Origin of the sequence: Fontisphaera persica (assembly GCF_024832785.1) — a bacterium.
Classification (GTDB): Bacteria; Verrucomicrobiota; Verrucomicrobiia; order Limisphaerales; family Fontisphaeraceae; genus Fontisphaera; species Fontisphaera persica.
In genome coordinates, this window is the sequence record NZ_CP116615.1 from 1,071,405 (window position 1) to 1,097,547 (window position 26,143).

General features: G+C 57.8%; 22 protein-coding genes. 18 read left to right on the forward strand and 4 right to left on the reverse strand.

Annotated elements, in window-relative coordinates:
• Positions 1 to 15 precede the first annotated feature (15 nt).
• Both NXS98_RS03685 and NXS98_RS03690 read right to left on the reverse strand, forming a co-directional pair.
• A complete protein-coding gene (locus tag NXS98_RS03685; protein ID WP_283847119.1) occupies positions 16 to 870 on the reverse strand; it encodes a respiratory chain complex I subunit 1 family protein in 855 nt (284 codons plus the stop codon).
• Positions 867 to 2,753: an NADH-quinone oxidoreductase subunit 5 family protein gene (locus tag NXS98_RS03690; RefSeq protein ID WP_283847120.1), complete on the reverse strand. Its 1,887-nt coding sequence runs from the start codon at positions 2,751 to 2,753 to the stop codon at positions 867 to 869. The genes NXS98_RS03685 and NXS98_RS03690 overlap by 4 nt, the downstream gene beginning before the upstream one ends.
• A 579-nt stretch (positions 2,754 to 3,332) precedes the next feature.
• Between NXS98_RS03690 and NXS98_RS03695 the strand changes: the two genes are divergently transcribed.
• The 10 genes from NXS98_RS03695 to NXS98_RS17915 all read left to right on the forward strand — a co-directional run bounded on the left by NXS98_RS03695 (position 3,333) and on the right by NXS98_RS17915 (position 13,633).
• A complete protein-coding gene (locus tag NXS98_RS03695) occupies positions 3,333 to 4,106 on the forward strand; it encodes an electron transfer flavoprotein subunit beta/FixA family protein (protein ID WP_283847121.1) in 774 nt (257 codons plus the stop codon).
• A 23-nt stretch (positions 4,107 to 4,129) separates the two neighbouring features.
• Entirely contained in the window at positions 4,130 to 5,101 is a 972-nt protein-coding gene (locus NXS98_RS03700; protein WP_283847122.1) for an electron transfer flavoprotein subunit alpha/FixB family protein, read from the forward strand.
• A 46-nt stretch (positions 5,102 to 5,147) separates the two neighbouring features.
• On the forward strand, positions 5,148 to 7,295 hold the full coding sequence (locus tag NXS98_RS03705) for a heterodisulfide reductase-related iron-sulfur binding cluster (protein ID WP_283847123.1): 2,148 nt from the start codon (positions 5,148 to 5,150) through the stop codon (positions 7,293 to 7,295).
• An 18-nt stretch (positions 7,296 to 7,313) separates the two neighbouring features.
• Complete coding sequence (locus tag NXS98_RS03710; RefSeq protein ID WP_283847124.1) at positions 7,314 to 8,519, forward strand: (Fe-S)-binding protein; 1,206 nt, start codon at positions 7,314 to 7,316, stop codon at positions 8,517 to 8,519.
• A gap of 1 nt (position 8,520) precedes the next feature.
• Positions 8,521 to 10,515: a CoB--CoM heterodisulfide reductase iron-sulfur subunit A family protein gene (locus tag NXS98_RS03715; RefSeq protein WP_283847125.1), complete on the forward strand. Its 1,995-nt coding sequence runs from the start codon at positions 8,521 to 8,523 to the stop codon at positions 10,513 to 10,515.
• 29 nt (positions 10,516 to 10,544) lie between these two features.
• Positions 10,545 to 11,063 (forward strand): hydrogenase iron-sulfur subunit, encoded by a 519-nt coding sequence (locus NXS98_RS03720; RefSeq protein ID WP_283847126.1) that lies wholly within the window; start codon positions 10,545 to 10,547, stop codon positions 11,061 to 11,063.
• Positions 11,056 to 12,009, forward strand: a complete 954-nt coding sequence (locus NXS98_RS03725; RefSeq protein ID WP_283847127.1) for an NADH-quinone oxidoreductase subunit B family protein — start codon at positions 11,056 to 11,058, stop codon at positions 12,007 to 12,009. Before NXS98_RS03720 ends, NXS98_RS03725 begins: the two co-directional genes overlap by 8 nt.
• A 248-nt stretch (positions 12,010 to 12,257) precedes the next feature.
• Positions 12,258 to 12,485, forward strand: a complete 228-nt coding sequence (locus NXS98_RS17905) for a nickel-dependent hydrogenase large subunit (protein ID WP_425499951.1) — start codon at positions 12,258 to 12,260, stop codon at positions 12,483 to 12,485.
• A 5-nt stretch (positions 12,486 to 12,490) separates the two neighbouring features.
• A complete protein-coding gene (locus NXS98_RS17910; protein WP_425499929.1) occupies positions 12,491 to 13,060 on the forward strand; it encodes a hypothetical protein in 570 nt (189 codons plus the stop codon).
• Between the two features lie 30 nt (positions 13,061 to 13,090).
• Positions 13,091 to 13,633, forward strand: coding sequence for a hypothetical protein (locus tag NXS98_RS17915; RefSeq protein ID WP_425499930.1), 543 nt, complete (start codon positions 13,091 to 13,093; stop codon positions 13,631 to 13,633).
• 296 nt (positions 13,634 to 13,929) lie between these two features.
• On the opposite strand, the gene NXS98_RS03735 is transcribed toward NXS98_RS17915, so the two are convergent.
• Positions 13,930 to 14,310 (reverse strand): hypothetical protein, encoded by a 381-nt coding sequence (locus NXS98_RS03735; protein ID WP_283847128.1) that lies wholly within the window; start codon positions 14,308 to 14,310, stop codon positions 13,930 to 13,932.
• Between the two features lie 141 nt (positions 14,311 to 14,451).
• Complete coding sequence (locus NXS98_RS03740; RefSeq protein WP_283847129.1) at positions 14,452 to 15,090, reverse strand: phosphatidate phosphatase App1 family protein; 639 nt, start codon at positions 15,088 to 15,090, stop codon at positions 14,452 to 14,454.
• 243 nt (positions 15,091 to 15,333) lie between these two features.
• Here NXS98_RS03740 and NXS98_RS03745 point away from each other — a divergent pair, with 243 nt between their 5' ends.
• From NXS98_RS03745 to NXS98_RS03780, 8 genes are all read left to right on the forward strand, one after another.
• Positions 15,334 to 15,492, forward strand: coding sequence for a hypothetical protein (locus NXS98_RS03745; RefSeq protein WP_283847130.1), 159 nt, complete (start codon positions 15,334 to 15,336; stop codon positions 15,490 to 15,492).
• Between the two features lie 54 nt (positions 15,493 to 15,546).
• Positions 15,547 to 15,990 carry a periplasmic heavy metal sensor gene (locus NXS98_RS03750; protein WP_283847131.1) on the forward strand — a complete coding sequence of 148 codons (444 nt, stop codon included), beginning with the start codon at positions 15,547 to 15,549 and terminating at the stop codon, positions 15,988 to 15,990.
• Between the two features lie 28 nt (positions 15,991 to 16,018).
• Positions 16,019 to 16,591: an RNA polymerase sigma factor gene (locus NXS98_RS03755; protein WP_283847133.1), complete on the forward strand. Its 573-nt coding sequence runs from the start codon at positions 16,019 to 16,021 to the stop codon at positions 16,589 to 16,591.
• A gap of 111 nt (positions 16,592 to 16,702) precedes the next feature.
• Positions 16,703 to 16,990 (forward strand): hypothetical protein, encoded by a 288-nt coding sequence (locus NXS98_RS03760; protein ID WP_283847134.1) that lies wholly within the window; start codon positions 16,703 to 16,705, stop codon positions 16,988 to 16,990.
• A 543-nt stretch (positions 16,991 to 17,533) separates the two neighbouring features.
• The gene (locus NXS98_RS03765; protein ID WP_283847135.1) at positions 17,534 to 18,958 is read left to right on the forward strand and encodes a TolC family protein; all 1,425 of its coding nucleotides are present in this window, start codon (positions 17,534 to 17,536) and stop codon (positions 18,956 to 18,958) included.
• 13 nt (positions 18,959 to 18,971) lie between these two features.
• Positions 18,972 to 20,414 (forward strand): efflux RND transporter periplasmic adaptor subunit, encoded by a 1,443-nt coding sequence (locus tag NXS98_RS03770; protein WP_283847136.1) that lies wholly within the window; start codon positions 18,972 to 18,974, stop codon positions 20,412 to 20,414.
• Between the two features lie 13 nt (positions 20,415 to 20,427).
• Positions 20,428 to 23,844: an efflux RND transporter permease subunit gene (locus NXS98_RS03775; RefSeq protein WP_283847137.1), complete on the forward strand. Its 3,417-nt coding sequence runs from the start codon at positions 20,428 to 20,430 to the stop codon at positions 23,842 to 23,844.
• 65 nt (positions 23,845 to 23,909) lie between these two features.
• Positions 23,910 to 26,129 (forward strand): right-handed parallel beta-helix repeat-containing protein, encoded by a 2,220-nt coding sequence (locus tag NXS98_RS03780; protein ID WP_283847138.1) that lies wholly within the window; start codon positions 23,910 to 23,912, stop codon positions 26,127 to 26,129.
• The last annotated feature ends 14 nt before the right edge of the window (positions 26,130 to 26,143 follow it).

Consider the following 26,143-nt stretch of genomic DNA (forward strand, 5'->3'; position numbering starts at 1 on the left):
CGGTACGTCTGTAGGTTAATAGCGCAGCAGGGTCAGCGTTAGGATGTTGCCGAAACCAAGGGCCAGTGTCACTGCCCAGGCGCTTTTCACGGCTGTCAGCCACTTCAAACGGGCAAAGGTGTTATCAGTCAAAATCAGGAACCCATAAACGGCCAGGGTGGCAATCAGGCCTAGTATGGGCACAGAGGCAAAGAACAAATAAACCCAGCCCAACAGTAGCACGGTTTCATACCAATGCGCCACTTCGATCATGGCCAGGGCTTTCCCGGAAAATTCCGTGGTCAAGCCCCGCACCAGTTCCTGATGGGCGTGGTGCGAGCAGGAAAAGTCGAAGGGGGATTTGCGGAATTTGATTTCCAGCGCGTATAAGAAACCCAGAAAAACACCGGGCAAAGGGCCCAAAAGCAGGTCTGGATGTTTCACGATGTCATGGACGTAGAAACTGCCGGTCACCAGGTAGATGCTGACGGCGGTGATGAGCACCATCGGCTCATAAGCCATCATTTGGATAAGCTCGCGCTCGGCACCCAGGAAACTGTAGGGCGAGCTGGCTTTGTAGGCGCCCAGGACCAGGAAGATTCCCGCCAGCGTCAGGGCAAAAACCACCAGCAACAGGTCTGAGCCGGCAAAAAACAGCCCGCCGGTGAAAATCATCAGCAGCAGGAAGAAGAAAATGTAAAAATTTTGCGAGCGGCGGACGACGATGGTTTCCTTGTTCCAAAGTTTAATCACGTCATAGAAGGGCTGCAGCAGGGGCGGACCCTGGCGCGCCTGCATGCGGGCCGTGAGTTTGCGGTCCACACCGGCCAGCAGGCCGCCGAGAAGGGGGGCTGCAATCAGATAAATAACCAGACGCCATCCGGGACTCATAACAAGACAAATCCAAGTAAAAACACCAACAGACTCAAACCCGCGAACAAACCGCCGCGGAGCAATTGATCTTCCTTGAGCAGGTCCTGGAAATAGTAGTTGCGCATGGTCATGGGCCGGGCGGCGCCGCGGGCATCCAGGAAATGCGTGTTGTTGCGCTCCACATTCGCCCCGCTCAGATAGGCATCCATGACATGGACCTTGCGCTTATAATTTATGAAACTCAGGGGGAACAGCCCCACCATGCAGAGCATGATGGTCATGATGATGAAATTGCCGTGGTCCATGGCGGCCGTGCGCCAGTACACCTCCATCACATAAGGCTCGACGAGTTCCGAGGAAATCAGCGGGAAAAACAGACAGGTCAGGCCGGTCAACACCGTTAGGGCTCCCATGGCCACCCATTCGCCGCGGCCGATGCCTTTTTCCTTGTTTTCGATGGCGCCGGTGACCTCCAGCAGTTTGCCCAGCCACTTGACCCAGAAGAACAAGGTGGGGGCCGAGCCAAAGCATACAAACACGGCCAGGAGCGGATAGGAATCCACCACCGCCTTGAGCACGGCCCATTTACTGAGCAACATGCCAAACGGCGCCAGAAACATGCCGGCAATGCCCACCTGTAAAAACACGGAAATGCGCGGCAGACTTAAAATCAGGCCGCTCATTTTTTCGATGTCCCGGCTGTGCAACTTGTGCTCGATGACGCCGACGCAGAGGAAAAGCAGGCATTTGGCCACGGCATGAAAGACGATCATTAAAATGCCGGCCCAGACCGCTTCGTAAGTGCCGATGCCACCGCAAAGCACCACCAACCCCAGATTGGCTATGGTGGAGTAGGCCAGCACTTTTTTGGCGTCGCTGGTGCAGACCGCCGCAAACGAGGTCACGACGAAAGTCACCGCGCCTGTCAATGCCAGCACGGTTCCCGGCACCGTGCCCCACAGTACCGGCGCCAGTCGCAGGATTAGATACAAGCCGGCTTTGACCATGGTTGAGGAATGCAACAGGGCGCTGACGGGGGTGGGCGCCACCATGGCGCCCAACAACCACCGTGAAAACGGCAACTGGGCTGATTTGGTTAAACCGGCAAAAGCGAGCAGGGCCACTGGCGCGAGAACCACCTCCGGCGTCTTTTGGAACAAGACTGCCAATTCGATGCTGCCGGCGCGGGTGTGAAACAGCACAATTCCCGCGGCCATGGCCAGGCCGCCCATGAGGTTCAAATTCAGCGCCCGGAGGGCGTTTTGGCGGGATTCCTCCGTTTGCTTGTAGCCAATCAACAGGAAGGAGCACAGGGTGGTCACCTCCCAGAAAAAGAAAAACCACAACAGGTTGTTGGCAAAAATAATGCCAAACATGGCTCCCATGAAGATAAACAACAGGCCGAAAAACATGGGCCGCCGGTCTGCAATCTCGGGGTGGTGGACGTCGTGAAATTCCCGCATGTAACCAAGGGCGTAGATGCAAATCAGACCGCCCACCACGCCATTAATCAAGGCCATGAGGATGGAGAATTTGTCCACAAAGAGGTTCTGGCCCACACGCAACTCTGCGCCATGACTTAACTCGAACCACGCCATGAGGGCGGTTTGGGCGAGCACCAAGGCAACCACCACGGGATGCCGCTGTTTCCATCCCACCCGCAGCAGATACATCGCCATGCCGCCTTCGCCGGCCAGCATCAACCAGTTGATCCAGTGGGTGTCCACGTGGAAGACATCACCGGTGTGAAACAGCCGGACAGCCAGATTGACGCTCAAAGCGGCAACAAACAAAACCGTGCCAATGACCACGGCGCGCCGCAGGCGGTCGGAGCGTATGCCCCAGAGGAGCAGTCCGGCTGCCCAAGGCACGGCGATCAATAATGTCAAAGCGCTCATCATGCTCAACTCAGACAACGGGGCGGCCCCAACTGGAATGTGGTATTGCCAAGGGCAAAGGGGTGATGGCGGTTGGGATTAACCCGTTGCGGATATGGCGAATGGCCAATGATTGGAAGTTATTATCCTCCTTGCACCGAGACGGCGCAAGAGGGGGAGCGCAGTTTGAAGGGATGTTAAAGAGGAAGATGCTTGTTTCTAATTCTGAGACATGGGAGGGGTGGCGGTGAAGTGGCAAGAGTGTGGTTGGTATGGGCTGCGCATGACCAGCATAGAAGCTATTGGCGGATGCAAGGTTAAGTCTTATGGAAACAATAATCAAAAATATAAATATATCTAATCTTAAAAGATGAGATAATTAACCAAATCTGTTTAATCTTTGGCAAAATATGCGTAGAGTCTTCAATGGCCTCTGCGTATTTTTTGAACTATGAAAGCCAAAAAAGCCGAAAGAGGCATGGTGTCTCTGGGGCTTGCCCATGTTGGGGGGTGTGGGTTTCGGCTTAATTCCCGCAGGAAGGCATGGTGGTGCATTGGAGGGGATTGCGAATGGCGCCAGTACCCATTTGGCATCAAGCACTTATGAAATACTACGTCCTAATCAAAATGGTGCCGGATACCGTGGAGGAGTTAATCATCGGGGCGGACGGCAAATCTTTGGATACCGATGCCGTGCGCCCCAAACTTGCGGACAGTGACGAGCATGCCATTGAAGAGGCGCTTTTGTTGAAGGAGAAAATCGGTGGGGACGTCGCGGTGGTTGCGCTTGAGTCGCCGGAGGTGGAGGACGCATTGTTCACGGCCCTGGCCAAGGGCGTCAACCAGGCCGTTAAATTGACCGGCGATTGGAGCCAGTTGGGCAGTTTGGGAGCGGCCCAGGTGTTTGCCCAATACCTTGCTCCGGATGGCCAATTGTCGGCGGACACGATGGTGCTTTTACGCAGCCAGGCTTACGATGATTTGGAGGGCGAAATTGGCCCGTGTTTGGCGGAGAAATTGGGGGTGCCCTTCGTGGGGGTGGTGACTCGCATTGTGCCGGGGGCGCAGGAGGTGAAGGTGACCAAGGAATTTGCCGGGGGGCTGCGGGGCGAGTTTGTCGTGCCGTTGCCTTGCGTGTTGGGCATTCAATCTGCCGAGAAGCCGCCGCGATATGTGCCCATTGCCAAGGTGCGGGCGGCGCAAAAAACTGCCAAAATTGAGGAGGTAGAGGGAGTGGCGCCGGAAGCCCAGCGTGCGTATGAGGTCGAGCGCATGTATTTGCCGGAGGCCGCCGGCCGGGCGCAGATGTTGGAAGGGTCGGTGGAAGAAGTGGCGGACAAGGTGGTGGAGGTGTTGGCCCAAAACAGTTTGTTGTAAATCATCAAAGGAAAGGAATCCACATGAGCCAGGGCATTTTAATTTGGACGGAACACCTGCGGGGGCAAATTTCCGAAATTACGTTCGAGATGTTGGGGCTGGGACGGCAATTGGCGGATGCCTTGAAAGTGCCGCTTACGGCGGCGGTTGCTGGAGCAAACGTCACGGCTTTGGGCAGCCAGTTGGGCATGGCGGACAAGGTGCTGTTGGTGGAAAATCCAGCGTTGACGCTTGCCACTGCAGCTACGCAGGCCTCGGTTTTGCAGGAACTCCTGCATCAGGAGCAAGCGGCGCTGGTTTTAGTTGGGGGTACCAATGTTTCCTTGGGGGTGGGCACTGTTTTGGCGGCGCGCACCCGGCTTCCTTACATTAATTTCTGCAAAGCAGCCCGGGTGGAGGATGGGGCGGTGGTAGCCACCAGCCAATTATTTGGCGGCAAGGTGCTGGCCGATACGCGCCTGGCGGAGCATCGCGGCATTATCAGTGTTTATCCGGGCGCATTCCCGGCAGAGGCTGGGCGCCGTGCAGGCTCGCCGCAACTGATTCCGGCAGCCGTGGAGGTTGCGCCATCGCCGGTCAAGTTTGTTCAATTCATTGAACCGGAGACGGGCGATGTGGACATCACCAAACAGGATGTTTTGGTGGCGGTGGGGCGTGGCATCCAAAGCCAGGACAACGTGGCGCTGGCGGAGGAATTGGCGGCTGCATTGGGCGGGGCGGTGTGTGCTTCGCGGCCGGTGATTGACCAGGGCTGGTTGCCGTTGAGCCGGCAGGTGGGCAAATCGGGCATGACGGTCAAACCACGGCTTTACCTGGCCTTGGGCATCAGTGGCGCTCCGGAGCATTGGGAGGGCATGCAAGGCTCGCGGTTGATTGTGGCGGTGAATACGGACCCGAAAGCACCCATTTTTGATGGCGCCCACTACGGAGCGACGGTGGACGCGCTCGATTTGCTACCGGTGCTGACCGAAAAAGTGAAAGCGCGCAAAGGCTGAGGATTACGGCTAAATCTTTCGCCTTTGCGGCAACCTCGGCGTGGTTATGGAAATGACGCTGCAAGTCAATTCCGTCCTATTAGCGGCGGGGGATGGGGTGTCGGCCATGGAAACGGCGGTGCGCCAGGCTGCGGCGGCAGGGGGCGTTCCTGATTTGAATCCTGTCAAGGGTGCCTTCCTGGGCCTGCCGGGGGTGTTGTGGTTGTGGGGTTTGGCCTTGGTGTCTTTCGGCCTGTTTGGATGGCGGGTATGGCGCATTGTTACTGCTTTGCGGCGGGCGCGGCCGGAAAATCGGTTTGACCAAATTCCCCGCCGTTTGCGGATGGTGGTGGACCATGTTTTGTTGCAGAAGAGGATTTTCAATGAACGGGCCATTGGCTGGCCGCATTTCCTCATTTTTTGGGGGTTTGTGCTGTATGCCACGTGTTTCAACTGGTCCCTGGCAAGCGGGCTCTTCCCCTTCCTTAAACTGCCTTTCCCGGATGAAGTCCGGGTGGTGGCTTTTCTCCTGGAAATCTTTGCCGTCATTGTCCTGGTAGCCCTAGGGGTGGCTTTGGCGCGGCGTTTGTTCTTCCCCCCGCCTCGGCTGCATTTGAGTCTGGATGCCAATTTGATTTTGGGGCTTATTGCGCTTTTGATGGTCACCACGCTTTTGGGGTCGGGTTTTCGCCTGCAAGCCGAAGGCGGGCACACTTCAGATTGGGCCCCGCTGGGCAGTTTGTTGGTTCGGGTGCTGCCGGAGACTTCGCCAGCCACGGCCGCCGCGTGGGCCAAGGCCATGTGGTGGCTGCATATGCTGGGAGTGTTTTTCTTCCTGTGCTATCTGCCTTTTTCCAAGCACATGCACCTGGTGGTCAGTCCGTTGAATGTATTTTTTGGGCGGCTGCAACCGGTGGGAACCTTGGATGCCCCGGGTACCAAGGAGGATTATACCACTGGCGCGGCGCATTGGAGCGAGTTTACGTGGAAACAATTGCTGTGCGGCTTTGCCTGTGCTGAATGCGGACGCTGTGACCGGGCCTGCCCGGCGCAGAACAGCGGTTACTCGTTGTGTCCGCAGGATGTCATTCAGAAGTTAAAACATCATTTTGAACAGGCCGCCCTCCAAGGTAATGGGGCGGTGGTCACCACCACTTCCAGTGGGGGAGCCAAAGAGGAGGCAATGCCGGTATTGGCCGGGGGGTTGATTCAACCGGCGGAGGTCTGGGCCTGCACCACTTGCATGGCGTGCATGGAATGTTGCGCGGTCTGGAATGAGCAGGTGCCCATTATTGTGCAGATGCGGCGGCATTTGGTCAACCAGGGCGCTGTGGATCGCGGCATTCAGGACATGCTCGACAAATTGAATCGCTACGGCAATTCCTTTGGCAAATCCGATCGGATGCGCGCCCGTTGGGTGCAGAATGGGGGCCTGAAAATCAAGGATGCCCGCAAAGAGGAAGTCGAGTACCTCTGGTTTGTGGGGGATTATGCCTCCTTTGATCCGCGTCTGGAATCCATCACCCAAAAGACGGCGCGGTTGTTTGAAGCGGCGGGGTTGAGCTTTGGGCTTTTGTACGAAGCCGAACGCAATGCGGGCAACGACGTGCGCAGGGTGGGAGAAGAAGGTTTGTTTGAGGTATTGCGCGATAAAAACAAACAGGCTCTCGCGAAGGCGAAATTCAAGGTCATCGTTACGACCGATCCCCACACGTACAACACCCTGAAAAATGAATACGGTTTGGAGAATGGCGTGCGGGTGGTGCATTACACGGAACTGCTGTGTGAACTGCTTGCCCAAGGCCGTTTGAAGCTGCGGCAACCGCTGCAGGGCAAAGTCACCTACCATGACCCCTGCTATCTGGGCCGTTATAATGGTGTTTATGAGCCGCCCCGGGAGGTATTGCGGCGGCTGGGGCTGGAGGTGGTCGAGATGCCACGTTGCCGCGGACGGAGTTACTGTTGCGGGGCAGGCGGCGGACGTATTTGGATGGAGGATGCGGAAAAGGTGCAGGAGCGGCCGGCGGAAAGCCGGGTGCGTGAGGCGGCAGCGTTGCCGGGGGTGCAAACGATGGTGGTGGCCTGTCCCAAGGACATCGCCATGTTTCGCGACGCCCTGAAAACCACGGGGTTGGAAGGCAAGCTGGCGGTGAAAGATTTGGCGGAACTGGTTTGGGAATGTGTGCAGGAGCCGGCGGCAACGACGGCTGCATGAACAAATGAAGGACAAGCCATGATATCCACGATTGAATATGAGGTCTGCCAGCGGGATACCAAGCTGGACACGCTTTTGAGCACGCCGGAGGGACGGCGAATATTGACCTGCATTCAATGCGGCATGTGCGCCGGGACTTGTCCTTACGGGGACCACATGGACTATCCGCCACGCCGCATCATCAACATGCTGCGCCGTGGTTTTATCGAGGAGGTTTTTCAGAGCGACAGCATGCTCAAATGCGTGGCGTGTTATGCCTGCATGGCCAAATGTCCGCGGGGCATCCGGCTTTCGGACGTGCTCCTGCCTCTGGTCAAGGAGCAGACGCTCATGAATTTGCAGGAGATGCCGGCCGAGCTGCAAAAAAGCCTGCAAAACACCTTGCGCTACGGCAATCCCATGGGCGAATCCTCGCGGAAACGCGCCAATTGGATTGCGACCGCCCCCCATAAAGTGCCCGTGATGGCCGAGATTAAGCGGCCGGTGGATGTTTTGTGGTTTGTGGAGTGCTATACCTCTTTTTATGCCCGTGGCCAGGATAACAGCCGTGCTATGGTGCGGCTGCTGCATGCGTTGGGGGTGGACTATGCCATTCTGGGCAATGAGGAAAAGTGTGCGGGTGATTGCGGGCAGCTTACGTGGGAGTCGGGCTTGTTTGAGACGCTGACCGACTACAACATGGAGATATTCAAAAAGTATCAGTTTAACCGCATCATCACCGGCGATGCCCATGCCTTTAACGCTTTCCGCATCCGATATCCCATGTACGGGTTCAACTGGCCGGTGGAGCATACCACCGCCTTTTTAGCCCGGCACGTGGAGCAGCTTAAGCCCAAACTCAAGAAACCGCTGAACCTCACCGTCACCTACCATGATGCCTGCTGTCTGGGCCGCCGCGCCGGTCTTTATGAGGAAGCGCGGACCTTGCTCAAGGCTATTCCGGGCGTAAAAGTGGTCGAGATGGTGCACAACCGCATCAATTCCATCTGCTGCGGTGGCGGGGGGGGCGGGATGTGGCTGGACACTTACTTCAAACAAAAGGGCATGGAACGCCTGAGCGAGCGCCGTATCAAGGAGGCCATTGCCACGGGCGCGGATGTGCTGGCGGTTTCGTGTCCCTATGAAATCTACCGTTTCGAGGATGCTTTGAAGGTGGTGCCGCACGACAAACCCATGATCGTGCGCGACGTGGTGGAATTGCTCGCTGAATCATTGGAGGACTAACATGTACATTCCCAAGAAAAGCGATCCCATCCGCATCGGTTTCTATGTTTGCCATTGCGGGGTGAACATCGCCGGGACCATTGATGTCAAGGCGGTGGCCCAATATGCAGCCAAGCTGCCCAATGTGGTGGTGTCCCGGGATTACAAATACATGTGCTCCGACCCCGGCCAGGAGCTGATTCAGCAGGACATTTTGGAAAACCGGCTCAATCGGATTGTAGTGGCGGCCTGTTCGCCCTTGCTCCACGAGCACACCTTCCGGGGCGCGATTAGCAAGGCGGGCTTGAACCCCTACTTTTTCCAGATGGTTAACATCCGCGAGCACAACTCGTGGGTGCATACGGACAAGGAGGCGGCCACGCGCAAGGCCATGGCGCAGGTGCGGGCGGCCATCAACCGGGTGCCGTTGCACAAGCCGCTGGAGGTGAAAAAGGCGCCGATTAATCCCAACGTTCTGATTGTGGGCGGCGGCATTGCCGGCATCCACGCCGCCTTGGTGCTGGCCAATGCCGGGAAGCTGGTGTATTTAGTGGAGCGCGAGCCGACCATCGGCGGCCACATGGCCAAGTTTGACAAGACCTTTCCCACCCTCGATTGCGCCATGTGCGTGCTCAGCCCCAAAATGTCCGCCGTGGACAAACACCCCAACATCCGCCTTTGGACGTACAGCGAAGTGGTCAAAGTGGATGGTTATGTGGGCAACTATCGCGTGACGGTGCGCCGCAAACCGCGTTACATCATCGAGGATTTGTGCACGGGATGCCAGGAGTGTGTGGATGCTTGCGTGTACAAGAAGCCTGCGTTTCCGGATGATTTCAACCTCGGCCTGGGCAAACGCAAACCGGTGTATCTGCCCTTTGCGCAGGCGGTGCCGCCCATTGTCATCATAGATCCAGAGACCTGCATTGAAGTCAAAACCGGCAAGTGCAAAAAGACTTGCGTGGAGGCTTGCGGAGACCGCAAGGCGATTGATTTCAAGCAGCAGGAGGAACTGCGCGAAATCCAGGTAGGCACCATTATCGTGGCCACCGGCTTCAAGACCTTTGATCCTCACCGCACGCCGTACTATGGCTACGGCGTGTACCCCAACGTGTACACGTCCTTGGAAGTGGAGCGGCTGGTGAACTCCTCCGGCCCCACCGGCGGAGAGGTGGTGTTGAAAAATGGACAAAAGCCGAAAAAGGTGGCGATTATTCATTGTGTTGGCTCCCGGGATGAAAACACCAACCGTTGGTGTTCCCGGGTTTGCTGCCTTTACTCGCTCAAACTGGCCCACCTCATCCACGAGCGCACGGAAGCGGAGATATTCAACTTCTACATTGACATGCGCAGCCCGGGCAAAAGCATGGAGGAGTTTTATAATCGCATTGCCGAGGAGGGCATCCAGATGATTCGCGGCAAAGTGGCGGATGTATTTCCTGATCCTTCGCCCGAGGCCAACGGCCGGCTGGTGGTGAAAGCGGAAGATACGCTGATGAACCGTATTTTGCATGTGCCGGTGGACATGGTGGTGCTGGCGGTGGGGCTTGAGCCGCATCCTGATGCCGATGACGTGCGCCGCCTGTTCAATATGAGCTGCAGTTCTGAAGGATGGTTTTTAGAGCGGCATCCCAAACTGGCTCCCGTGAGCACTCCCACCGAAGGCATATTTCTTGCAGGCTGCTGCCAGGGGCCGAAGGACATTCCCGACTCAGTGGCTCAGGCGGGTGCGGCGGCGGCTGAGGCTTTTTCACTGATTGACCGTGGCCACATTGAGATGGAACCCAACACCGCATTTGTGATTGAGAGCGAGTGTTCCGGGTGCAAATCTTGCATTCCTCTTTGTCCCTACACGGCCATCAGTTATTTGCCGGATAAAAAGAAAGCCTACATCAACGAGGCGTTGTGCAAGGGGTGCGGGACGTGTGTGGGGGCGTGTCCGTCGGGTTCGATCGTGCAGAATTTGTTTGAGGACGCGGAGGTGTTTAGCGAGATAGAGGGGGTGTTGGCGGAGTGAGCGGGTTTAGGAGAAAGGAGCGCGGCGTTATGAGTGAGACAGCAGGCAAGCGGCAGGTGGAGGCGGGCTGGAGTCCGCGGATAGTGGCGTTTTTTTGCAACTGGTGCACGTACACGGCGGCGGATTTGGCGGGGGTGTCGCGGTTGAAGTACGCGCCGAACGTGCGGGTGATTCGGTTGATGTGCAGCGGGCGGGTGGATCCGCAGTTTATTTTGGAGGCGTTTGCGCGTGGGGCGGACGGGGTGTTGGTGGGGGGGTGTCATCCCAATGACTGTCATTATGTGGAGGGGAACTACAAGATGCTGCGGCGGGCGCGGTTGTTGCGGCGGATGTTGGCGGGGATGGGGATAGAGGAGGCGCGGTTTCGGCTGGAGTGGATCTCGGCGGCGGAGGGGGAGAAGGTGAAGGTGGTGGTGAACGAGATGGTGGAGCAGATACGGGCGTTGGGGCCGTTGGGTTTGCCGGGGCGGTGGGCGGAGTGGGATCGGGAGGTGGCGGAGCTGGCGGCGAAGGTGGAGCGAGAAGAAAGCGAGGTGGCACATGGCTAAGCCGAAGGTAGCGTTTTACTGGTGTGCGTCGTGTGGGGGCTGTGAGGAGACGGTGGTGGACTTGGCGGAGGACATTTTGGGGTTGGTGGAGAAGGTGGAGATTGTGTTGTGGCCGGTGGCGATGGACTTCAAGTACCGGGACGTGGAGGCGCTGCCGGAGGGGGGGATTGTGGCCACCTTTCTCAATGGGGCGATTCGTTCGACGGAGCAGGCGGAGTTGGCGCGGTTGTTGCGGCGGAAGAGCCGGTATCTGATAGCGTACGGGTCGTGTGCGCACATGGGGGGGGTGCCTGGGCTGGCCAATTTGTACCGGCGGGAGGAGCTATTGCGGTTCAACTATGAGGGGAGTCCGTCGGTGGTGAACGAGGGAAGGTGCGGCCGCGGGTGGAGCATGAGGAGGGGGCACCGGTTGCATTTGCCGGAGCTGCATGGGGGTGCGGGCGTTGGATCAGGTGGTGGAGGTGGACTATTATGTGCCGGGGTGTCCGCCGACGCCGTTGGTGACGAAGGCGGCGGTGGGGGCGTTGTTGGAGGGGCGGTTGCCGGAGCGGGGGTCGGTGTTGGCGCCGGACGTGGCGTTGTGCAGCGAGTGTCCGCGGCGGGAGAGCAAGCCGGTGGACCTGGCGTTGGGAGAGCTGGTGCGGCCGCATCAGCGGGTGTTGGATGGGACGAAGTGTTTTTTGGCGCAGGGGGTGGTGTGTATGGGGCCGGCGACGCGGGCGGGGTGTGGGGGCAGTGCATGGGGGAACATGCCGTGCACGGGTGTTTTGGGCCGACGTCGCGGGTGCGGGATCAGGGGCGAAGATGCTGTCGAGTTTGTGTTCAGATTTGGGGCCGAAGGACGAGGCGGGGGTGGATGCGGTGCTGGGGGATGCCGGATCCGGTGGGGACGTTGTATCGGTATGGGCTGGCCAAGAGCCTGTTGCGGCGGAAGGTGGGGGTGTGAGCGGGAAGGACGTGGAGAGGCAATATGAACGAAGCAACCAAACAAGCATTTAACGCGGGGAACCTGGCGGCCAATGCGGCGGTGGCGGCGGCGGCGGCGGCGGGTGAGCATAGATCCGATCACGCGGTTGGAGGGGCATGGGAAGATTGAGATATTTTGGACGAGCGTGGGGGTGTGGAGCGGGCGTATTTTCAGGTGCCGGGCTGCGGGGTTTTGAGGTATTTGCGTTGGGGCGGCCGGCGGAGGAGATGCCGCAGATTACCAGTCGGATTTGCGGGGTGTGTCCGACGGCGCATCACATGGCGGCGACCAAGTGTTTGGACAGTTTGTATGGGGTGGAGCCGCCGCCGGCGGGGCGGAAGATTCGGGAGCTGGTGTATCATGCGTTCATGTTGGAGGATCATGCGCTGCACGTGTATGTGCTGGGGGCCGGATTTCATTGTGGGGCCGGGCGCCGGCGGCGGAGCGGAACATAGTGGGGGTGATAGGGAAGGTGGGGGTGGAGGTGGGGAAGCGGGTGATTGAGATGCGGCGGCGGTTGCGGGAGCTGATTGCGTATTTTGGGGGCAAGGCGGTGCATCCGGTGCTGGGGTTGCCGGGGGTGTCGAAGGGATTGGCGAAGGAGGACTGGCCGCGGTTTCAGGCGCTGGCGAAGGACGGGCTGGAGTTTGCGCAATTCACGCTGCAGGTGTTCAAGGATTTGGTGTTGAAGAACCCGGAGTATATGAAACTGATCACCGGGGAGGCGTACACCCATCAGACCTGTTACCTGGGGATGGTGGACGGGCAGAACCGGGTGAACTTTTACGACGGGCAGTTGCGGGTGGTGGACGTGGAGGAGGGAGCTGATGAAGTTTGCGCCGGGGCAGTATTTGGACTACGTGGCGGAGCATGTGGAGCCGTGGAGCTACATGAAGTTCACCTACTTGAAGCCGCTGGGGTGGAAGGGTTTTGTGGAGGGGCCGGGGACGAGCCTTTACGCGGTGGCACCGTTGGCGCGGTTGAACGCCAGCGAGGGTTTTACGACGCCGTTGGCGCAGCGGGCGTATGACGAGTATTTCACGGTGTTGGGGGCAAGCCGGTGCATCACACGCTGGCCAACCACTATGCGCGGGTGGTGGAGATGGTGTATGCGGCGGAGCGGATGGTGGAACTGCTGAACGATCCGGAGATCGTGAGTCCGGAGGTGCGGGTGATTCCGACGCGGACGCCCCAGGAGGGTGGGGGTGGTGGAGGCGCCGCGGGGACGCTGATTCATCACTATCGGACGGACGAGCGCGGGGTGATTACGATGGCCAACCTGATTGTGGCGACGGCGAACAACGCGGCGCGGATTGCGATGAGCGTGGATCGAGCGGCCAAGAGCCTGATCCAGGACGGGAAAGTGACCGAAGGCCTGCTGAACAAGGTGGAGATGGCCTTCCGCGCCTATGACCCCTGCCTGGGCTGCGCCACCCACAGCCTGCCCGGCCACCTCCCCTCGAAGCCCGCCTCTACAACCACCTCGGCCAACTCATCGACCTCGCCCGTCGCGAATAGATCTCCTACCCCCTACGCTAATAGAGGTCCAACCGAGTTTACCGCCGTTGATGGCGAATCGCATCCTTGTTCTATTTCCAAGTAGAGGAGGACAACAAGGGGGAAAGAAATTCAATTCTTAATAAGCAGTGTTTGAGTGAAAGCCATCGTTGATCTTATTTCTTCCCCGATTCTAAATCTTCGAGCGTATAGACGACAGACGATGGCCTAATTTCAAGAAAAGTAATACGAACCCCCGATAAGACATAATCCTTTTCAAGTGAGGTATCTACAGTGACTAACATTCCATGATCCCCGGAGCTGTCGTTGATATTGACAGTCTGTGACACGTTCACTCTTACCAGCGATTTATCGAAAGGTTTGTAACGATCCATTGTAGTTTCAGAAGCTGTCTCGGCTGACATCAAAGACTAGCAAATCAAGATATCTACCTTCACGAATAGCCCGTAGTTTTACTTCTGCATAGCCTTTATCTACTTTCCCTCCATAAATATCTCTGCCGCCAAAGGCGTTTGGCGAGATCTCCTCGTTTATTGAGACGGAATAATGTTGAACCCACTGACGCAGTAAGCTGCTTTTTAAGGGTTGGACAATTAACCGATGTTCACGGACTGTTCCGCAACCCATCAGGAAGACGCTCGTTGCCAAAACTATCACAGGAATAATTCTTGTGCGCATGAGAGGTATCAGGTTAAAGTTTAAACGTGTGAAAAGGTGAAAATCGTAGGCTTTGAAAACAACGCGCCTCAACTCGTACTCCACATCTTTTAATAAGGTTCACTTTCACTACGTTGCACAATAATTGGTCGGTGAAGCTCTTGTCAAAGTTTTTTATTTTTAATGAAATAATCCTTATTATTTAAATAAGAGAATATGCGGGGAGGTATAAGGCGCATATTTGTCCTACACTATGTTTTTGTGGTGAAATCGTGATTTGTTGTATTTATTGGGAAAGATGGGTGGGGGTTGGGAGGGCGGCGGGATTGGTGAAGAGTTGCCAGCGTTCGGGGGCAGGCCTTCCAGGGCGGCGCGGTAGCGTTCGGCGTCGCGGGGGTGGCTGGTGACGTCGCGGAGGAATATCCAACGGATTTGTTCGGGGTATTGGCGGGCCAAGGCGCCATAAACTTCAGGGTCGCGCTCGCCGGTGTCGCCCACGAGGATATAGCGGCGATGGGGCCAGCGTTGGAGGATGGCGCTGATGGTGTCGAGTTTGTAGTTTTGCGGAGTGCGCAGCAGTTGCAGCAGAGAGGCGTCCCCTGCATAGACCCGGCGCAGTTCAAACACTCCTTCGGGAAACTGGTTGGTGCGCACAAAGTCGCACAAGGGATCGTACAAGGCCCAGGAAGAGCCGCTGACATAAAAGAAGGCGCAGCCCAAGTGGACTTGCCAGCGGCGGTAGAGCGTCGCCATGTCGTCCACGGGGACGAAGGGTCGGCAAAAGGTGTTTTGCATCAGGGCCTGTTTGTCGAGCACTTGGGAGACACGGATCGTATCGTCTATGTCACTGATGACGGTCCAGCCTTGAGAACTAACCAGGTGCACAGCCCCTGTAAAATGCCGAAGGCTTTGCATGTATCGGGACGTGTGGGATAAGAATACTTGCCATTCTCAGATGGATGAGGATTAGTTGACCCCGCCATGCACAATGATGAGTCATTAATCAAAATGCTGCGAGAGGCCCGCCCCCAATACTCACTGCCTGCGGGTTTTCAGGGGGCGGTATGGCGTCGCATTCGTGAAACAAAAACGTCGCCGGATCGAATCCCCGTCCATTGGTTGGAGGTTTTGGCGGAAAGGTGGCTACATCCACGGTTTGCCTTGGCGCTGGCGGCGGTGATGGTGGGGTTGGGTGTTTTTGCGGGGGCCGTCGAAGGTGCCAAAGAGGCCCGCCTTCAGGCGCGCGAGCGCTATTTGACGGCGGTGGCGCCCCTGGAGGTGCGTTGAACAATGCGGCGGCCCATTTTCATTTTACTTGGCGCAGCGCTATGCTTGTCGTTGATGTTTGTCATCACCCGGCAGGTCACTGCCTTAATTTGGCGGGAGCATGTGGGGCAAAGTTCCCTGGATGATTTGGAATGGTTGCGACGGGAATTTCGGCTGGGGGACGCTGAGATGGCCGCCATTCGAAAATTGCACGATGGTTACCGTCTTCAATGCCAGAAGTATTGTAATGAAATTGCGGCTGCCCGCGCTGAATTGGCGCGTCTGTTAAAAACTCCGTCCACCGCCGGTGGGGAGGTGCAACGTCAATTGGAGGCCATCGGGCGTTTGCGGGCGCAGTGCCAGGCTGCGATGCTGAGGCATTTTGCCGAGGTCAGTCAAGTTATGCCCCCCGAACAAGGCCAGCGGTATTGGGAGGAGGTGTCCCGTCTGGTATCTGCCGCGCATGAACGGGTTGAAGAAACGATGAGGGGAGGCGCTTCGTCGTCGCATGGACACTGAGGGGAGGGACCAACTGGATCGTCAGGATATGGCGCGCCTGGCCATGGGAGAACCCCTGGCACTCAATGATTTGATGGATCGCCATGCCGCTGCAGTTTATGGATTTCTGTGCCGGTTGTTAGGCGATGAGCAAGAAGCCGAGGATCTGGCACAGGAGACATTTGTCCGGGTTTTTGAATCATGCCAAGCCTACCGCTCGGAACAGCGCTTTACCCCTTGGTTGTTCACCATTGCCGCAAACCTGGCTCGCAGCCGGAGGCGTTCACTTGCTCGCCATCCCATGGAATCATGGGACCACCAATGGGATTTGGAAAACACCACGCAAGGCATGGGATCAGGGAGCGCCGAACAGGTTGATCCAGCGCAACAATTGCTGCAAGAAGAGCGCAGGGAGGCGGTGCGGATGGCGGTGAATCGCCTGCCCAAAGAGTTGCGAGAGGTCATTGTCCTATGTGAATGGGAGGATTTGTCCATGGCGGAAACGGCGTCCGTCTTGGGCACCACGATCAAGGCGGTTGAGTCGCGCCTGTATCGAGCGCGCAAGGAATTGCGCAAACGTCTGAGACCATGGCTGGAAGAGGGTATGGCGCAATCCGGTTAAGTTGCTGACGACGAGATTTTGAGTGTGCTTAAAAAATAGTGAGTGATTTTATCAATTTCGGTGTATATTTGAGAGAGATAGTTTAACAGAACAGCAAATAATGAAATTGTTATGAAAATTCAATACCTTGGTTTGGCCTTGGCTGCCAGCGCGCTGTTGTTCCTTGCCGCCGTTACCTCCCGTGCCGCCGAGCAAACAGTGGCAAAACCCAAGCCTTATCCCTTGGACAAGTGTCTGGTGAGTGATGAGAAGTTGGGCAGCATGGGCCAGCCGTACGTGATTGTGCATGAAGGACAGGAGATTAAACTTTGCTGCAAGGCCTGCGAAAAAGGCTTCAAAAAAGAACCGGCCAAGTATCTGAAGAAGCTCGAGGCCGAGCAGAAGAAGAAAGCCAAATAATTGTCATTAACTCCTATGGGCAACTGATGTTTAAGACTGCCGCCAAACATTGCCTTGTGTGGGGGCTGTGCCTGGCCATGTGGGTGGCCATGTTGCCAGCCACGGGAGCAGCGGTTTGTCCGAGTCCTGACCCCGTGATGGTGGAGGCCTGTGCGTGCGGTGCGGCATGTCAGTGTTGTGTGGAGCCAGGGACGCCGCAGGAGGCGCAATTGCCCCCGCTCAGCCTGCCAGCCCCCGGCGCGATGAGGGATATGGCGGGTTTGGTTGCGGTGTTGGTGGCCCATATCCCTTCTCACCGGCCAGCCTTGGCCATTCTCCCTCCCTCTTCCATTGAAGCAGTTCTGCAGGCCCCCTCAGTGGCCCTTTATCAGAAGAACTGCGCCTTTCTCATTTGAAATGACCTTCCACGCCTGAGGTGTGCCCTGCGGGGATGCAGGGCGTTGGCGTGATTTCGTGAATTCGGGTTTAGGGACCCGATTTTTCCCAACTGTGCATTTCCATGGGTGAAGTGTTTTTAACGAAGAATCAGGTTAATCAGGTTTTATGAGCAAAAGCCATGTCATGGGCATGATGGGCCAGGGTGGAGCATCAGGAACTCCACGAGGCGGTGGTTGGGCATGGGGTTGTTTGGGGCTGGCCGCCATGCTGGCATTGACGGGTTGTCTGGGGCGCACGTTGCCCCAAGAGCGAGCCGCCCGCAAGGAAGTGGCGGCCGTGGGGCAACAGTACCGGCCAGGGGAGGCGCGGCCCGCTTTGCCCGTCCTCAGCACGAACTCCCTATTGAGTGAATTCGTGCTGTACGGTGTGCTGAATCATCCGCGGGTGGAGGCGGCGTATTATGAATGGAAAGCTTCGGTGGAAAAAATCACCACTGCTCGTTCCCTGCCGGATCCGCGGTTGACATTTCAAAGCGATGTCGCCGGCACTTTGATGGCGCTGATGCCGGGGTTGATGATGGAGTTTCCGGGGCCGGGCAAGTTGCGGGCCGAGGCCGCCATGGCTGCCGCGGAGAGTGACGCGCGTTATTACGCCTTTGAATCGGAGGTGTTGGAGGCCGCCTATGCCGTGCGCAAAAGCTATTATCAACTCTATTTTTTAAGGGCGCGGATCGCGGTCCTGCGGGAAATGCTCAAGTGGGTGGCGGACACAGAAATGCTCGCGCAGGCTCAACACCAGGTGGGCAAGGTGACCCTGCAGGATGTGTTGCGGGCGCAGATTGAGAGACAGCGTTTGGAAACCGAAATAGCCAATTTGGAGGACGCACAACAACCCTTGTTGACCCAGTTTAATGCTGCTTTGGGACGGCGAGATACCGAGGAAACACCGCCTTTGCCGGCACAGTTCCAAACCACGCCGGATGAGTCATTTGTGGAAGATTGGTTGCGGGAGGTGGAGACAAGGCATCCGCGTTTGCGCGCCATGGCGGCGGAAATACGACAGGCGGAAGCGGCCGTGGCCGTGGCCCGCAAGGGCCGGGTACCGGACTTCAGCGTGGGATTGGAACTGAATGCCTATGCTTCCCCGCTGGTGGCTTCGCCTCAGGCCGGCGTTACGCTGCCGATTTGGAAAGACAAGATTGCCGCGGAAATTGCCGCGGCACAGGGCCGGCGGCGGGCCGCTGAGGCGCGTTTATTAAGAGAGCAAATTCAGTTGGCCGTGGAATGGGCGGACCGTTCTTTCATGGTGCGCGAAGCGACGCGAATGATTGAATTGTTCCGCGGCCAGCTCATACCCAAAGCGCGGCTATCCCTGGAGGTGGGCCGCGAAAACTACCGTGCCGGGTTGGTGGACTATTTCAACCTGGCCGAGGCGCAGCGCACGTTGCTGGAGTTTCAACTGGCGGAGATTAATGCACGCGCCCAGCGTGAGCTGGCGCTGTCGGAAATGTCTTTGTTACTGGCTGGCCGTCTGCCGGAAGGCGCCCCACAACGGCCGGTGACTGAAAAAGAAACATCCCCATCACGATAACTTTGATTTGACTATGAGAAAGCTCATTTGCCTGACGATGGTGGCCGCCGTTCTGGTGGCGTTGACGGCGTGCCAGCGCCATGAAAGCCAAGGTACGGGACAGAAATACCACTGCCCGATGCATCCCACTTACGTTAGTGAACGGATGGGCGATTGCCCCATCTGTAATATGAAACTGGTGCCCATCAAGGAAGGGGGCGGTGATGAGCCCAAGGCATCGGCCAAGCCGTATTTGCCGCAACCGGGCCAATATTATTGCCCGATGAAATGCGAGGGTTCGATAAGTGACAAGCACGGCGACTGTCCGGAATGCGGCATGAAACTGCTGCTTGCCGATGAGAAAAAAGCCGCCGAATTCGCCGCCGCTGCCGCTGCGCCTTCGCCTCCGCCAGGGCGTGCCGTGATACACATTTCCGCGGAGCGGCGGCAAGCCGTTGGATTGCGCACCGCGTTGGTGGAGGAGCGGGAATTGCGGCGCGAAATCTGGGCGACGGCCGTGGTTGAACATGATGAGACACGCTATGCCCGGGTGGCGCCGCGTTTTGGTGGGTGGGTCAAAGAAATCTATGTGAACTTCACCGGACAGGAAGTGGAGGCGGGGCAGCCATTATTGCGCGTGTACAGTCCAGAACTGCTCGCAGCGCAAAACGAATACCTCCTGGCGCTGAGGAATGGACAGCAAGCGCGGACCAATCCAGCAGCCACGCTGGCACGCGAAACGGCGGAACGGCTGGTACAATCGGCCCGGAAACGTTTGGAGTTATGGCAAATTGCCGCCGAGGAAATTGCCGCCATTGAGGAACGGGGGGCCATTGGGGATGAAACGCTGATGCGCGCTCCATTCAGTGGCCATGTGCTGAGCAAGTCGGCGGTGGAAGGAAAGGCTTTCATGGCGGGGGAGACGTTGTATGAAATTGCTGATTTGCGGCGCATTTGGCTGCGGTTGAGCGTTTGGGAGAAAGATTGGCCGCTGATGCGCACTGGTCTGGTGGTGCGCCTCAATTTTCCGGCTTTTCCGGGCCTGGCGTTCACCAACTCCGTCGCCTTTCTTTACCCACACATTGATTCCCAGACCCGGCGGGGCGAGGCGCGGGTGGAGATGGAAAATCCTGAGCATCGTTTGCGCCCCGGGATGTGGGCGGAGGCCTGGGTGGACCTTCCACTGGGGCGGCGCGTGGTGGCTCCGGCCAGTTCCGTGCTGGATACCGGTTTGCGGCAGGTCGTTTTTGTGGAGCGCGGCGATGGCCACTTGGAGCCTCGCGAGGTCAAGGTGGGGGTGAGGACGGATGACTACTGGGAAATACTCGCCGGTTTGCGCGTAGGTGAGCGGGTGGTGGCCCGCGCGTTGTTCCTGATTGATTCGGAAAGCCAGTTGAAGGCGGCCATAGCCGGCATGGTTGGCCACGAAACCCCGGCTGCAAGTTCCACCAATGTGGTCAGCAGCCACCCGCATTAAAACGGAAACAGTTATGAAGGATACTGCATCTCCATCCGTCTCCAGCGGGCCGCGGGAGTCAGTGATTGAACGCATCATTGAATGGAGTGCCCGCAACCGATTCATGGTGTTCCTGCTGGTAGGGGCCTTGTTCAGCGGGGGGGTGTATTGTGTCAAGAATACACCATTGGATGCGATACCCGATTTATCGGATACCCAGGTCATTGTGTACACTGGCTGGGAGGGGAGGAGTCCCAATCTGGTCGAGGACCAAATCACCTATCCCATTGTGACGCGGCTAATCAGCGCGCCGCGGGTCAAGGTGGTGCGGGGTTATTCATTTTTTGGCTATTCCTTTGTGTATGTGGTGTTTGAGGATGGCACGGATATTTATTGGGCGCGCTCGCGGGTCATTGAGTATCTGCAAGGATTGTCCGGTAATTTGCCCCCCGGGGTAACACCTGCGTTGGGGCCAGACGCTTCTGGCGTGGGTTGGGGCTTTCAATACGCGCTGGTGGATCGGGAGGGGAGGCATGATCCGGGCGAACTGCGCAGCTTCCAAGATTGGCACTTGCGCTATTGGTTGCAAAGCATTGAAGGCGTGGCTGAAGTGGCCGTTTTTGGCGGGTATGAAAAACAGTATCAGGTGGAATTGGACCCAGGCCGGTTGCTTGCCTACAACCTTCCCCTGGATCGCATTGTGTCTGCCATTCGCGCGGCCAACAACGATGTGGGGGGACGTGAACTGGAGCGACATGGCACCACGTATCTGGTGCGGGGGCGGGGCTATATACAAAACCTTGAGGATTTGCGCTGGGTGGTTGTCGGAGTGGATGCGCGCGGCAATCCCATTCTCTTGCGTGATGTGGCCGCCAACATCACCCTTGGTCCTGAGATGCGCCGGGGGGCAGGGGATTTCAATGGCGAGGGGGAGGTGGTGGGCGGCATTGTGGTCGTACGCCACGGGCAAAATGTGCTGCAGGTAATCGAGCGCGTGAAACAACGGCTGGAGGAAATCAAACCTTCTTTGCCGGCGGGTGTGGAGGTGGTGGTTACGTATGATCGGTCGGACCTGATCCGTCGCGCCATTGCCACGCTGCGACGCACGCTGATTGAGGAAAGCATCATTGTCTCGCTCATCGTCATGGTATTCCTGCTCGATTTGGGCGGGGCGGCCCGGGCGATTGTGACTCTGCCCATTGCGGTGGCGCTGGCCTTCATTCCGATGTATTTCATGGGGTTGACCGCCAACATCATGTCTCTGGCGGGCATCGCCATATCCATTGGGGCCATTTGCGATGAAGCGGTGGTGATGGTGGAAAACGTGCATAAGAAATTGGAGCACGCCCCGCCGGGCCTGACGCGCGCCCAAAAGCAGGAGATTATCATTGGGGCCTGCAAACAGTTGGGCAAACCGTTGTTTTTTGCTTTGCTCATTATTACCATCAGTTTTCTGCCCGTGTTTGCGCTGGAAGGGCAGGAAGGGCGGCTTTTCAAGCCCCTGGCCTATACAAAAACCTTCACCATGGCATGGGCGGCTTTTCTTTCGCTGACTTTGGGTCCGGCGTTAATTGTTTTGATGACGGGCGCCAAGGTCATCCCGGAATATCGTCATCCCATCAGCCGTTTATTGCACCGGCTTTATTATCCCTGGGTCAGCGCGCTCATGCGGCGGCGTTTGCTGTCCATGGGCATTGCGGTGGTGGCCGTCGCCTCCAGTGTGCCCATCTTCAAGCGGCTCGGTTCGGAGTTCATGCCGCCATTGAATGAGGGTACCATTCTCTACATGCCTACGACCTTGCCGACCATTTCGATGACAGAGGCCGTGCGGCTCATGCAAATCCAGGACCGCATCCTGAAGCAATTTCCCGAGGTGCTTACCGTGCATGGCAAAGCGGGCAAGGCCGAGACCGCCACTGACCCGGCCCCGCTGGAAATGTTCGAGACGGTGGTGCAACTCAAGCCACAAACGGAGTGGCGCAAAGTGCCGCAGGAACGATGGTATTCGCGCTGGGCTCCGGGCTGGTTGAAACCGGCCCTCTGCCGACTTTGGCCGGAGGAACGACCATTGACGTGGGAAGAACTCGTGGCGGAGATGGACGAGGCCTTGCGATTGCCGGGTCTGGTGAATGCATGGACGATGCCCATCAAGGCGCGCATAGACATGCTTTCCACCGGCATACGCACGCCAGTGGGCATTAAAATCTATGGGCCGGATTTGGAGGTCATCAGCCGGATTGGGGAAAAACTGGAGGCGGTCATGCGTGAGGTGCCGGGTACGCGCAGTGCTTATGCTGAGCGCACGGCTGGGGGGTTGTATATGGATATCATCCCCAATCGTCGCGCCATGGCCCGGTATGGTATGAATGTTGAGGACGTGTGGATGGTGGTCGAAACAGCCATTGGCGGCATGGCCATTGACCGCACGATTGAGGGGCGCGAGCGGTATTCCATCAATCTGCGTTACAGCCGTGAATTGCGGGATGAGCCAGAGAAGCTCAAACAGATATTGGTGCCCGTGGCGTTGCCCGCCTCGGCTGGGGCTGGTTTCAACGGCATGGGTGAAGGAACCGCGGGGTCTTCGGGCAGCCGGGGGGTGGCCCAGGTGCCGTTGGGTGAGCTGGCGGAAATTCGCACCACCGTGGGACCGCCCTTGATTAAAAATGAAGATGGGGCGCTTACTGGCTGGGTGTACGTGGACATCACGGAGCGGGACATTGGCGGATACGTGGCCCGGGCGCGGCAGGCTGTGCGTGAAAAAATTGAACAGGCCGGGCATTTGCCGCCCGGCTACCGTTTGGAGTGGACCGGACAATATGAGCACATGCTGCGCGTCAAGGAGCGGCTCAAAATTGTCGTGCCAATCACCTTGCTGCTCATTTTTGTGCTGCTCTATTTGAATTTCAAAAGTGTGCCCCAGACGTTTATCATTCTTTTATCCATTCCCTTCGCCATGACCGGCAGCTTATGGATGTTGTATCTGCTGGATTACCAGCTCAGTATCGCGGTATGGGTGGGCATCATCGCCCTGGCTGGTTTGGCGGCACAAACCGGCACGGTCATGATTATTTACCTCGATGAGGCGTTTCACCTGTACCAACGGGCCGGGCGAATGCAGACCCAACACGATTTGTTTGAGGCGATTACTTATGGCGCGGTGCAGCGCGTGCGTCCCAAGCTGATGACCGTGGCCATGATTACGCTGGGGCTGGTGCCTGCGCTCTGGGCCAGTGGGGCAGGGGCTGAGGCCATCCAGCGAATTGCTGCGCCCATGGTGGGAGGCTTGATTACCTCCACGATTCTAACCTTGGAAATTGTTCCGGCGATTTACTCGTTGTGGCGCGGGCGACAGGTGAAGTGGGTCAAAGGCCCGCGGCCGCCGCGCAAATCCTGGCAGGAACTCAGCGAGACATTTACGGACTTGGAACGGCAGTTGCATGGTGGCCAATAGGCGGTCTTGCCTCGGGCGGTGCTCCCGCATTGACTTTTCAGCGGCTCTCCCGAATTCTGCTCTGCATGAATACGCCCATTATGCGCGGGCATTGGCTGCCCTGGTTGATTCTGGTCTTCGGCTCGTGGTGGGGAGGCGCTGCGGAGCGGCAGTACTTTGTCTCGGCTAGTGCTGCTGCTGGTGGTGACGGCAGTGCTGTCCGTCCTTTTCGGGAGCTGGTGCAAGCCCGTGACGCCATCCGTCATGCTCGAAAAACCGGCGCCTTACCGGGCGATGCCAGGGTGGTGGTGCGCATCGCCGCTGGGGTCTATGTACTTGAAAATACGTGGGAGCTGACCGCCGAAGACAGCGGCACGCCGGGCCATCCGGTGGTGTACAAGGCGGAGGGGCCGGGGCTGGCACGAGTGCAGGGCGGGCGCACGCTGCGTCCGGCTGATTTCAAGCCAGTGACCAATCACCTCATTTTGAACCGCCTTCCGGCGACGGCACGCCAGCGGGTATTGGTTTGTGACTTATCCAGCATTACGTCCGCGGCATTTCCTGAATGGAAACCGGCCTTCAAAGGGACTCCGCCTGGCCCCTGGCTGTACATTAATGGTCAACCCATGACTTTGGCGCGCTGGCCTAATGTCGAGGCTACCAACGGCGGATGGGCGAAATTTTCCAAGGCAGTGGACACCGGGCTGCCCAAACCCGACGCACCGGACCCTGTCATGCGCAAGCAGCGGCCGGGGGCCTTTGTGTTTGATTATCCGCGGATGGCTCAATGGAGAATGGAGGAGGGGGTTTGGCTGCAAGGCTATTGGACACATGATTGGGCGGACGAAGTGTTGCGCATGGGCAGCTATGACGCAGAGGCCAAGGTCGTTCGCCTGGCAGCGCCCCATAATTATGGCATTGCGGCTGGCACTTGGGGCGCCTCTCATCGGCGTTTTTATGCGCTGAATTTATTGGAAGAACTGGACTCGCCCGGGGAATGGTATTTGGACCGCGCTCGGAAGCAGCTTTACTTGTGGCCGCCCGCCGGCTGGCCCAAGGCCGAAGTGGTGCTGGCGCTGTTGGCGCAACCGCTGCTGCGCATCAAAGAAACCAGGCACCTCCAGATTATCGGCCTGGCTTTCGAGTACGGGCACGGGGATGGCATTGTGTTGCAGGACACCGAGCAGGTGGAGTTGGCCGGGTGCCGGGTGGCCAATCTGGGTGGCAGTGGCATTCAAATCCAGGGGCGCCAGAACACAGTGCGCTCCTGCGATTTGTTTAATCTGGGTCGCTCCGGCATCAGCCTGAACGGCGGGGACCGCGCGCGCCTGATACCCGCAAACAATCTGGCCTACAATAATCATATTCACCATTATGGTTTATTTCAGCGCACCTATGCGCCGGGGATTGGGGCCAATGGCTGCGGCCAGGTGGCGCGCAACAATCGCATTCATGATGCGCCGCACAATGCCGTGCTGTATGGCGGGAATGAGCATCTCTTTGAACTGAATGAAGTTTATCGGGTGGTCATGGAGACAGGAGATGCGGGCGCTTTTTACACCGGCCGGGACTGGACCAGCCAGGGCAACATTTTGCGGCATAATTACATTCATGATTTGGGCGTGGGCGACACGGGACACGTCAACACGATGGGGGTATATCTGGACGACTGCGACAGTGGGGATACCCTCGAGGGCAATGTCTTCTTTCGTGCCGGCCGAGCCATCATGATTGGCGGCGGACGTGACAATACGGTATTGAACAACCTGGTGGTGGATTGCCCCATTGGTTTGCATTTGGACTCGCGCGGCACCACCTGGAAGCAGTGGAATAATCCGGCAGAGCCAGGGTGGCATTTGGAGGGCAAGGCCCAGAAATTGAATTACACCCAGCCTCCGTGGAGCGAGCGCTATCCGCGGCTGGCGCGCATAATGCAGGAGGAGCCGCAATGGCCGCTGGGGAATGTCATTCGCCGCAATGTTTTTGTGGATTGCACCCAAAGGCTTTGTGATTTTGACGGCAATGTACGAAAAATCCTTGAACGACTGGACATTGCGGACAACCTGGCGGTGAGCACACGTGGGGCCGGCCATATCGCGATGGCCAAAAATCTCAAGGGCTTTCGCGACCTCATGGGCACGGCGGCGGCGCCGGTGGATTTGGGTTTTCGCAACGCGGCGGCCGGAGATTTTGCGCTGGCGCCGCGGGCGCGATTGTATGGGGAGCTGCCAGCCTTTCAGCCGATTCCCTTTGAACGTATTGGGCTGGTGGTGGACGAGTACCGCCGGACGCTTCCGCCGCGCTAAAATTGATGGGCGGG

What these genes read in the sequence shown, in the direction of transcription:
- NXS98_RS03685 (WP_283847119.1), bottom strand. Translation starts at nt 870, where the DNA reads ATGAGTCCCGGATGGCGTCTGGTTATTTATCTGATTGCAGCCCCCCTT.
- NXS98_RS03690 (WP_283847120.1), bottom strand. Translation starts at nt 2,753, where the DNA reads ATGATGAGCGCTTTGACATTATTGATCGCCGTGCCTTGGGCAGCCGGA.
- NXS98_RS03695 (WP_283847121.1), top strand. Translation starts at nt 3,333, where the DNA reads ATGAAATACTACGTCCTAATCAAAATGGTGCCGGATACCGTGGAGGAG.
- NXS98_RS03700 (WP_283847122.1), top strand. Translation starts at nt 4,130, where the DNA reads ATGAGCCAGGGCATTTTAATTTGGACGGAACACCTGCGGGGGCAAATT.
- NXS98_RS03705 (WP_283847123.1), top strand. Translation starts at nt 5,148, where the DNA reads ATGGAAATGACGCTGCAAGTCAATTCCGTCCTATTAGCGGCGGGGGAT.
- NXS98_RS03710 (WP_283847124.1), top strand. Translation starts at nt 7,314, where the DNA reads ATGATATCCACGATTGAATATGAGGTCTGCCAGCGGGATACCAAGCTG.
- NXS98_RS03715 (WP_283847125.1), top strand. Translation starts at nt 8,521, where the DNA reads ATGTACATTCCCAAGAAAAGCGATCCCATCCGCATCGGTTTCTATGTT.
- NXS98_RS03720 (WP_283847126.1), top strand. Translation starts at nt 10,545, where the DNA reads ATGAGTGAGACAGCAGGCAAGCGGCAGGTGGAGGCGGGCTGGAGTCCG.
- NXS98_RS03725 (WP_283847127.1), top strand. Translation starts at nt 11,056, where the DNA reads ATGGCTAAGCCGAAGGTAGCGTTTTACTGGTGTGCGTCGTGTGGGGGC.
- NXS98_RS17905 (WP_425499951.1), top strand. Translation starts at nt 12,258, where the DNA reads ATGCCGCAGATTACCAGTCGGATTTGCGGGGTGTGTCCGACGGCGCAT.
- NXS98_RS03750 (WP_283847131.1), top strand. Translation starts at nt 15,547, where the DNA reads ATGTTTGTCATCACCCGGCAGGTCACTGCCTTAATTTGGCGGGAGCAT.
- NXS98_RS03755 (WP_283847133.1), top strand. Translation starts at nt 16,019, where the DNA reads ATGGCGCGCCTGGCCATGGGAGAACCCCTGGCACTCAATGATTTGATG.
- NXS98_RS03760 (WP_283847134.1), top strand. Translation starts at nt 16,703, where the DNA reads ATGAAAATTCAATACCTTGGTTTGGCCTTGGCTGCCAGCGCGCTGTTG.
- NXS98_RS03765 (WP_283847135.1), top strand. Translation starts at nt 17,534, where the DNA reads ATGAGCAAAAGCCATGTCATGGGCATGATGGGCCAGGGTGGAGCATCA.
- NXS98_RS03770 (WP_283847136.1), top strand. Translation starts at nt 18,972, where the DNA reads ATGAGAAAGCTCATTTGCCTGACGATGGTGGCCGCCGTTCTGGTGGCG.
- NXS98_RS03775 (WP_283847137.1), top strand. Translation starts at nt 20,428, where the DNA reads ATGAAGGATACTGCATCTCCATCCGTCTCCAGCGGGCCGCGGGAGTCA.
- NXS98_RS03780 (WP_283847138.1), top strand. Translation starts at nt 23,910, where the DNA reads ATGAATACGCCCATTATGCGCGGGCATTGGCTGCCCTGGTTGATTCTG.